We start from the raw sequence: 254 nt of genomic DNA on the forward strand, positions 1-254 counted from the left end.
TCCAGGACACATAAAGCATCCGTACTGGGCAGAGAAGAAACCAGGCGACCGCTATTCGTTGATATTCCACCCTTGAGCACCCGCCGCAGAACAAACGTCTGCGCAACGGGCATATACTCCTGACAAACATTCCCCCCGTCATTCAACGGTTGGATGCTTGTAGGTGCTCCTTAGAAAGGAGGTGATCCAGCCGCACCTTCCGGTACGGCTACCTTGTTACGACTTAGTCCCAATCGCCAGTCCCACCTTCGACA

Annotated in this window: 1 rRNA gene; it reads right to left on the reverse strand. The window is 53.9% G+C overall.

Annotated features, from left to right (window positions below):
- Positions 1-174 precede the first annotated feature (174 nt).
- Positions 175-254 (reverse strand): 16S ribosomal RNA (locus AC5RV1_RS21465); the annotation flags it as partial.

The sequence above is a fragment of the Arthrobacter sp. Hb9-2 genome (assembly GCF_059091165.1).